Origin of the sequence: Pseudomonas sp. NFR02 (assembly GCF_900119375.1) — a bacterium.
GTDB classification, from domain to species: domain Bacteria; phylum Pseudomonadota; class Gammaproteobacteria; order Pseudomonadales; family Pseudomonadaceae; genus Aquipseudomonas; species Aquipseudomonas paracarnis.
Genome location: NZ_FPJJ01000003.1, coordinates 45,368 through 53,650, shown reverse-complemented (window position 1 = coordinate 53,650; position 8,283 = coordinate 45,368). Strand labels below are relative to the sequence as shown.

The 8,283-nt window shown below is 62.1% G+C and carries 6 protein-coding genes; 1 reads left to right on the top strand and 5 read right to left on the bottom strand.

The features are described 5' to 3' along the window. Positions 1–109: 109 nt before the first annotated feature. The 5 genes from BT199_RS10720 to BT199_RS10700 are packed head-to-tail and all read right to left on the bottom strand — an operon-like array spanning position 110 to position 6,475. Positions 110–865, bottom strand: a complete 756-nt coding sequence (locus BT199_RS10720) for an energy transducer TonB (RefSeq protein ID WP_014718166.1) — start codon at positions 863–865, stop codon at positions 110–112. After that, positions 862–1,308, bottom strand: coding sequence for a protein TolR (tolR, locus tag BT199_RS10715; RefSeq protein WP_072434455.1), 447 nt, complete (start codon positions 1,306–1,308; stop codon positions 862–864). The genes BT199_RS10720 and tolR overlap by 4 nt, the downstream gene beginning before the upstream one ends. 15 nt (positions 1,309–1,323) lie before the next feature. After that, positions 1,324–2,016, bottom strand: coding sequence for a protein TolQ (tolQ, locus tag BT199_RS10710; RefSeq protein ID WP_072434454.1), 693 nt, complete (start codon positions 2,014–2,016; stop codon positions 1,324–1,326). Positions 2,017–2,063: 47 nt separating this feature from the next. Beyond that, positions 2,064–3,929, bottom strand: coding sequence for a phytase (locus BT199_RS10705; protein ID WP_072434453.1), 1,866 nt, complete (start codon positions 3,927–3,929; stop codon positions 2,064–2,066). Positions 3,930–3,964: 35 nt separating this feature from the next. After that, positions 3,965–6,475 carry a TonB-dependent receptor gene (locus BT199_RS10700; protein ID WP_072434452.1) on the bottom strand — a complete coding sequence of 837 codons (2,511 nt, stop codon included), beginning with the start codon at positions 6,473–6,475 and terminating at the stop codon, positions 3,965–3,967. 892 nt (positions 6,476–7,367) lie between these two features. Here BT199_RS10700 and BT199_RS10695 point away from each other — a divergent pair. Then, a complete protein-coding gene (locus tag BT199_RS10695; protein WP_014718160.1) occupies positions 7,368–8,282 on the top strand; it encodes a GGDEF domain-containing protein in 915 nt (304 codons plus the stop codon). Position 8,283: the final 1 nt, after the last annotated feature.

Sequence of the window (8,283 nt, the reverse complement as noted above, 5' to 3'; positions counted from 1 at the left end):
AGCGGGCTTGCCCGCGAAGGCGGTGTGTCAGTCACTGAATATTCAACTGAGCCACCGCTATCGCAGGCAGGCCAGCTCCCACAGGTTTTGGGGAGGTGGCTGGAGAAGCTCATTTGATGCGGTAGTGGAAGGTGTTGCGCACTGCCGGTACGGCAACAGCCTTGCCATCGACGATTCTCGGCTGGTAGCGAAAAGTATTGGCCGCCGCCAATGAGGGCCGAATGAACAACGGGTGACAGCCGTCCAGCACCTTGGGGTTTTCCACGTGGCCCTGGGTGTTGACGGTGTACTCCACCGAACAGTCGCCTTCGATGTTCTTGTCCAAGGCGCGTTCGGGGTAGTCGGGGGCGGCCTTGCTCAAGGGCTGGTACTGGCGGCTGTCGAATGCAGGGGTAGGCACAGGCACGGCGGCTCGGGCTTTTTCCGAAGCAGCACGCGCCTGACTCAGACGCTGCTGTTCCAACGCCTGATTGCGCTGCTCGGTCGCCATGCGCTGCTGTTGTTGCTCGAGTTTCTTTTCTTCCACCCGCTTGCGCGCCAGCGCGGCTTTCTCGAGCTTTTGCGCCTGGACCTGCGGATCGACCGTCGGTTTGGTTGGTACCGGGATGGCAACAGGTTCTGGCAGTGCGGCAGCGACGGGTTCAGGTGTCGGCGCAGGCGCCGGCGCGGGTAAAACCACCCACTGCGTGTGCATCACCCGTGGCGCTGGCACCCCCGGTCGCTCCGTTGACCAGCCCAGCATCAACGCCACTGCCACCGCACCATGCAGCGCCACGGCCAGGCTCGCTGCCAGGCTTTTACGCCAGAAACCATCGCTGTCAGGCGCCAAGGCCAGTGCCGGACTGTGCATGATCATCACCGTCATTGTGGGGCCTCTGTCACCAGCCCAAGATTGCTGATGCCGCCCTTCTGCAGCACCGCCATGGCCGCCACCACACGGCCATAACCGGCATTGTCATCAGCGCGGATATACACCTGGGTATCGCTGCGCGACGCCACCACCTGCATGACCTTGGCGCTCATTTCTTCCAGGGTCACCGCGCTGTCGGTCTGCTGGCGGGTCTCCAGCTCGCCCCCCAGGTTCCAGTAGTAGCCACCGTCCGCCTTCACCGATAACGTCAGGATCTGCTGGCGCGTATCGGTGGCCAACGCCTCGGCGGCGACCTTGGGCAGTTCGATCTTCACGCCCTGGGTGAGCATGGGCGCGGTGACCATGAAAATCACCAGCAGCACCAGCATCACGTCGATGTAGGGCACCACATTCATCTCGGCCTTGGGCCCGTGCTTGCGTTGCGGCCTGATCAACATCGCTTTGCTCCTTGTTCAGGCGGCCACGGCCAGGTTGTTCGAGGTACCGCGCAGTGTGCGGTGCAGGTGCACTTGCAGCTCATTGCCAAAAGCGTAGTAGCGCGTGAGCAAGGTCTGGCTGCGTGCCGCAAAGCGGTTATAGGCGACCACTGCCGGAATCGCCGCAAACAGGCCAATGGCCGTGGCAATCAAGGCTTCTGCAATACCCGGTGCCACGGTCGATAGGGTGGCCTGTTGCACCTGGGACAAGCCGAGGAACGAATTCATGATGCCCCACACGGTCCCGAACAGGCCGATGTAGGGGCTGACCGACCCCACCGTGGCCAGAAACTGCAAGCCCTTTTCCAGCTCCAGCTCCTGCTCGGTGATCGCTACCTGCAAGGCGCGCTCCACACCCTCGAGCACTGCCGGATCGTGGTGGTGCAAGTGCTGGTATTCCTGCATGCCGGCAATAAAGATCGGCGCCACACCGCCCTCGCCCGCCTGCACGGTTTCGCGATACAAGGGTTGCAGGTCCGACGCCCCGCGAAAGCGCGCCAAGAAGCCGTCAAGCTGACGTTCCAGACCACGCAGCACACTGCTGCGCTGAATGATCAGGTACCAACTGAGCAAGGACGCCAGCAGCAAAGTGACCATCACAGCCTTGACCAACAGGCTGGCGTCGCTGATCAAGCTCCAGATCGTCATATGTTCCATCGTCGCGTGCATGGTGAAGCTCCTATTCGATTAAAAACTGATGACTGCGTGATGACAGCTCAGGGTAATTTCAACGCACGGCTCACCTGGGCCCAGGGCACGAACTTGAAGTTCTGGGCTTGCTCGGGCATGCGCTTGCGCCCGTCCTGCACCACCAGCATGCCTTGGCTCCATGGCCCGCCGAGGTTGACGGCAGTGACCTCCAGGCCATCGGTTTCCGAGGCGCCATCAATGCCGGCGGCCGCATTGAGGCCAACGCGCAAGGCGCCGCGCACAGCGAATGGCGGCTCGGCGTCCAGCACCAGGTAGCTGTCATTGCCTTGGCTGGAGATCACCAGGTAATCCCGTGCGGGGCTTTGATACAGCGCCAGGCCTTCGACATCCGCATGCAGTTGCGGGCCGACATTGATCACCGAAGTGAGCATGGCCGGTTGGTCGGCACGGGCATCCATCGCCCACACGCCGACATCTTCCTCACCGATAAACAAGCGTTGGCGCTGGTCATCGGCCACACAGCCCTCGGGTTGGCTGTCGACCTTGAACTGACGCACCAACTCGCCCTGCACACGGCCTGCCGGTGCACTCAGGCGGTATTGCAGGAAGGTGCCATCCTTGTCATTGGCAAATGCGTAGAGTTCACCGCTGGCGGGCTGGTACAGGCAGATGCCGTAGATGTCCTTGAGTGGCGTGGAGACCTCACCGGCTTCACGCAGCTCGCCGCTCTGACGGTCGATGCTGAACAGGCTCAAGCTGTTGCGGTCGCGGTTACTCGCCACGGCCAGATCGACGGTGTGCGTACCCAGTTTGAAGCCTGGGCGTAGGTCGACATTGTTCAGGCGCCCCACTGCCAGTTCCTGCAGCAGCTTGCCGTCGAGATCGTAGGCCAGCAGGCCCTGTTTCTTGTTGGTCCCCAGCACACGGCTTTTGGCCGGTGTTTCCGGGTGAATCCAGATGGCCGGGTCATCCGCCGCGTCGCCCTGGCGACCCACGGGTTCGGTCTGGCGCAGTGCAGCGACTTGGGCAAGTATCGGCGCAACCGGCACCGGCGTGGCTTGCCAGTCGAGACGGCCCTGATAGAGCTGGCCGCTGTTGTCGTCCCGCACCAGCACCTGCCGGCCCTGTATCGCCAGTTGCTCCGGTTCTTTGAGGCCCGGCAAGGCCAGGCTGGATTGCCCGACCCAACGCTCCCCGACTTGCTGGAACAGGTGCAACTGCGCGGTTTTCGGGTCCAGCGCGAGCATCCCGCCCGGCACCAGCGCCATGACGCCGGCTTCGCGCTGGGGATCGTCGAACAGCGCCACGGGCGTGCGCTTCACCTCGGCTTCCGGGTGCGCCGGGTAGGCCCACCAGCCGACGTTTTGCTCATTCACCACCAATCGCTCGGTCGCATCGTCCACTTGGCAGTATTGCGCCGATGGCGGCAGTGGCAGGCTGCGAACACGCTGCGCCTGGGCCAACAGGGTCGCACCATTGCCCACCAGCCACTGTTCGCCCTTGCCCTCTTCACCGACCAGAAACACAAACAGGTTGGCCGCCGCATCGCGATAGAGGCACAAGCTGTTTACCGCAAAGTCGCGGGGCGGCAGGTACAGCGGCGTACCCCAGGTTTTGCCGGCGCCATCGAGGCCGATCAGCAAGGCCTGCTGGCGGTCGTTGTCGAGGCTGGCGATCAGCGATTGAGTGCCGTCAGTACGTGTGTCGAGGCTGCTGAAACGGCCTTTGAAGCGGGCCAGTTCGACGCCTTTATCGTCGAGCAGCAGCAGGCCGTCGCGGGCACTGGCCGCTACGCGCTGGGTGCCGCCGGGCAGGAAGGCAACGGCTTGGGCGTTAAGGCTCGGTGCCCACGGGGTCAAGGGTAGGTCAGTGGCGAACGCATTGGCGCTGCTAACCAGTACGACCAGCAGGCACAGCTTGGAAATTCTCATGAACAGACAAATCCTTCAGGATGCACGCGTTATCGTTAGAAATGGGTGAATGTCAGGCCCAGCTTGTAGGTGGGGCCGTACTCTTCGTACTGGCCGTTGTAGCTGCGGTGGCCGGTGTAGACGAAGTACGACTCATCGGTGAGGTTCTGTGCCTCGAAGCTGACCTGCAGGTTCTTGGTCAGCGAGTAGCGCGCGCTGAAATCAACGAAGGTTTGCGCGTCGACGTGCAGGTCATGGGCCTTGTCGTTGATCGACGCCAACTCGTACAGGTAGGCCGATTTGTAATTGGCCGAGAGACGCAGGCTGAGTGTGTCGTCTTCCCAACCGAGCATCAGGTTGCCGACCGTGTCCGATTGGTTGGGCAGGCTGATGTTGCGCTTGCGATTGCGCCCGCTGGCACTGTCGAAGCCCTCGATGTCCGCGCTGGAACGGCTGAAGGTGCTGTTGGCGCCGATCATCAAGCCGTTCCACGGCGCAGGCAGCCAGTCGAACTTCTGTGAGTAGGCCAACTCCAGGCCATAGAGTTTGGCGCTGTCGCCGTTGGCAAAGGTGTGCGCCTCGGCGAAGTTGGCCCAGGCCCCGGTACCGGCGACATCGGTGTTGTAGACGAAGTTCTGGATGTCTTTGTAGAACACGAATGCCGACACGGTACCGGCACGGCCCATGAAATGTTCGATGCCCAGGTCCAGGTTGCTCGACTCCAGAGGCTTGAGGTCCGGGTTGCCGAAGGTGGCTTCGTCATCGTCGATCACAAAACCTGGGGCCAGTTGGCCAAAGGTCGGACGCACCACCGATTTGGTCCAGGCGGCGCGCACTTGGGTGTTCTTGTCAATCTGGTAGCGCGCATGCAAGCCCGGCAGCCAATGGTGATAACGGCGCTTGGTCTCGGTGGCGCTGAACTGGCCGTCCGTGGCGCCGGTGCCCTTGGCTTCGAATTCAGTCCCCTCGTAACGCATGCCGGCAATGAAGCGCCAGTCGTCAATATCGACGGTGTTCATCAGGTAGCCGGCGTTGATGTCTTCGCGGATGGTGAAGTCGTTGACCGTGGATTCGGTGGGGTCATAGAAGTCATCGCGATTGAGGCCGCCGATCAACTGGCGGATATTGCTCGCGCTGATGCCTGGGCCAAAGCGGCCGAGACGGTAGTCGACGCTGCCCTTCTGGAACTGAGTGAGGTTGAGTTGTTCATCGCTCAAGCCCTCTTCATCCAGGTCCTTGTAGACCCAGGCCTCCAGGTCATTGTCCTTGTGGCGCCGGCTGACCTTGCCGCCGAACTTGAACTGGGATGCGTAACCGCGCAGGTCATAGTCGCGGGCCAGGTCCAAGCGCAGGTTCTTCTCGGTGTCCTGGGTGTGCTGTTTTTCCCAGTCGACTTTGTCGAGGCTGAAATTGGCGGGGTCGTAGAAACCGCTACCAACGATGGGCCGCGGCTTGGCCTTGTCGTAAAAGCCGCTGTGGGCAAAATCACCGCCATCGAAGGTCGCACCGGCAATATGCCCCGGGCTGTCTTCGCTGGAACGGCTGTAACCGGCCTGGCCGCTCAAGGTCCACAGGCCGAGCAGGCGTTCACCGCCCAATACGTAGGACTGGATTTGCTGGGTTTCCTCGCGGTTCTTGAGCTTGCGTTTGCCCTCGGCTTCGCCCAATTCACCGGGCGCTTGCGGGTCAGCGAACTCGAGGCTGGCGGCGTTGCGGGTTTCGGTGTCCTTGTAGCGGCTGTAGAGGGTGCGCAGATAGTAGCTGCTCAGGTCATCGGGCTTGTAATCAAAGTTAAGGCCACCACCGGCGCGTTCACGGCTGATGTCGTAGTCGCGCTGCTCGAATTCGTTGAGCCGGGCGCCGTTGGTGAAGTCCCAGGCGCCGCCAGTTTCGACGTTGTCCGAGCCGAAATCACGCTTCTGCCAACTGAGCGCCGCGGCCACGCCAAAGTTGTCGATACCGTCGCCGAGGCTGAACCGGTTACTGGCGGCGCCAGAGAATTTCGGGCTGGTCTGGTGCGTGTTCTTGTCATAACTGGCCTCGGTGCTGCCGGTGTAGAACAGGCCCTTGTGGTCGAACGCCGAGAGGCTCTTCACATCGACAGTGCCGCCGAGGGAGTTGGCGTCCATGTCCGGTGTGAGCGTCTTGATCACCGACAGCGACTGCACCAATTCCGAGGGCAGAACATCGAGGGCCACGGCGCGGCGTTCGCTCTCGGGGGATGGCACCAGGGTGCCGTTGATGGTCACGCTGTTGAGGTCCGGGCCCAGGCCGCGCACGCTGACAAAGCGGCCTTCGCCCTGGTCACGTTCAACGCTGATGCCCGGCAAGCGCTGCACCGCCTCGGCAACATTCTCATCCGGCAACTGGGCGACGCCGTCGGCATGCACCACGCTTTTGATACTGTCGGAAGAGCGTTGCTCCTTGAGGGCGCTGTCGATCGCAGCGGCTTGGCCGACCACATCGACATGCTCGGTGGCCGCTTCGGCGGCGTTGAGCCGCTCGCAGGCTATCGCCAGAGCCAAGGCGGTAAGCGTAAAGCTGACGAGCCCGGTGCGCTTGTACATGAAACCCTCCCCAAGAATCCGTTGGCGCCAGGCAAAGGGCCCGGCAACTGGGAGGGCACGCTAGGGGGCAGGCGTGACGGTTCTGTGACAAGGTTGCGGGCAGAGCCTGTCAAAGCGGGGTTTACAGGCTTCTGGAGGGTACAAATGAGCTGAAATGACCTCGGCCAGATGCGGGAGCAAGCGGGCTTGCCTGCGATAGCGGCCGGACAGCCGATGCTTATCTCTCTGACACCCCACAGTCCAAATGTGGGAGCTGGCTTGCCTGCGAAGACGGCAGTTCAATCGACAGAGAAGTCGAATGTGCCGCCCAGGTAACCACGATGCGAAGCGAGCCGCTCTTGATCTGCTCTTGATCTTAGGCGCCCCGTCAAACCACGCTGGCCGGAATTCGACAGGGATTTGGGGGGTAAACCGGCAGGGATGCCGGTTTAGCCGCCCCGCGCCATGGATGGCGCGTGGCGGCGGCCCCCCAAATCACTGGCGGATTACGGGCACACCGAGCCTAAGCGAGGTGCCGAGTGGTGGGGCAAGAGCGTTTTGCTTACTTTTGTCTGGGCCGGCATTCCGGCTTTTCAAAAGTGAGCCGCTGTAAAAGCGGAACCCTAAGTGGCCGTTACCGCAGGAATGGATATGTACTCGGTATAAACAGTGTCGCCTGTCAGGTCGCCATCGCAGGCAAGCCAGCTCCCACATTTGGAACGCTGACCGTCAGATAGATAGAGGCCGGCTGCCAGGCCGTCTTCGCAGGCAAGCCAGCTCCCACATGGGCTCTATGTCCAGCTAAAAATAGGCCAAGGGCATGAGCTGATTCGACCCTCCCGCCCGTCATCCAACCGTCACATCCATCTGCTGTGCTGGCGCCCATTACTCATTTGCCCAAGGACCCGTGGCCATGTTTTCCGTGCTCAAACCCCACCGCTGGAAACTCGCGTTGCTCCTGATCGCCGCCAACCTCGGGCTGCTGCTGCACCTGGCCTGCGGCGAGCTCAAGAGCGTCAGCGAATGGGTATGGCTGGATATCATCGGCGAAGGCGGTTCGGCGCTGCTCGCGCTGATCTGGCTGGGCCTGGTGTTGAAAAGCCGCCCCGCCGGACGGGTCACCCAATACCTGGCCCTGGGGCTGTCGTGCATCTTTTTTTCCTGGTGGATCGACAGCCTCGACGAATTCATCCGCCTGCCTGATAGCGTGTCCTGGGACCACTGGCTGGAGTCAGGGCCAATGCCGGTGGGCATGATCCTGCTGACGATTGGCATTTATCACTGGCACCACGAACAACTGGCGATCAGCGCGCAAATGGAAAAACGCGAGCGGTTGTTTCGCGAGCACCGGCTATTCGACAAACTCACGCCCCTGGCCGGCGCCGACTACCTCAAGCGCCAACTCATCGACAGCCTGCGCGACAGCCAAGCGCAGCAACAACCACTGTCGTTGCTCGCCCTGGACCTGGATAACTTCGCCACCATCAACCAGGTCTACGGGCATGCCGAGGGTGATGCGGTGCTACAGGCGGTCAGCCACGTGCTGCTGCTCAACCTGCGCCGCCAAGACCTGTTGTGCCGCCTGGCGGGCGATCGTTTCGTGGTGCTGCTGCCCAATACCGGCGAGCGTCAGGCCCAGGGCCTGGCGCTGGAGTTGCAACACGCGGTGCAGAGCCTGGCCCACAAGACCCGGCAACAGGGCGAACGCCTGCAACTGGCGGCGACCACGGCGGTGGCAATGGCCTTGCAAGAGTCCCCCCACGAGCTGCTCACGCGGCTGAATATGGGCCTGGCCCGGGCCAAGCAACCCCTTGCGAAAAGCGCCTGAA

What these genes read in the sequence shown, in the direction of transcription:
- BT199_RS10720 (WP_014718166.1), bottom strand. Translation starts at nt 865, where the DNA reads ATGACGGTGATGATCATGCACAGTCCGGCACTGGCCTTGGCGCCTGAC.
- tolR (WP_072434455.1), bottom strand. Translation starts at nt 1,308, where the DNA reads ATGTTGATCAGGCCGCAACGCAAGCACGGGCCCAAGGCCGAGATGAAT.
- tolQ (WP_072434454.1), bottom strand. Translation starts at nt 2,016, where the DNA reads ATGCACGCGACGATGGAACATATGACGATCTGGAGCTTGATCAGCGAC.
- BT199_RS10705 (WP_072434453.1), bottom strand. Translation starts at nt 3,929, where the DNA reads ATGAGAATTTCCAAGCTGTGCCTGCTGGTCGTACTGGTTAGCAGCGCC.
- BT199_RS10700 (WP_072434452.1), bottom strand. Translation starts at nt 6,475, where the DNA reads ATGTACAAGCGCACCGGGCTCGTCAGCTTTACGCTTACCGCCTTGGCT.
- BT199_RS10695 (WP_014718160.1), top strand. Translation starts at nt 7,368, where the DNA reads ATGTTTTCCGTGCTCAAACCCCACCGCTGGAAACTCGCGTTGCTCCTG.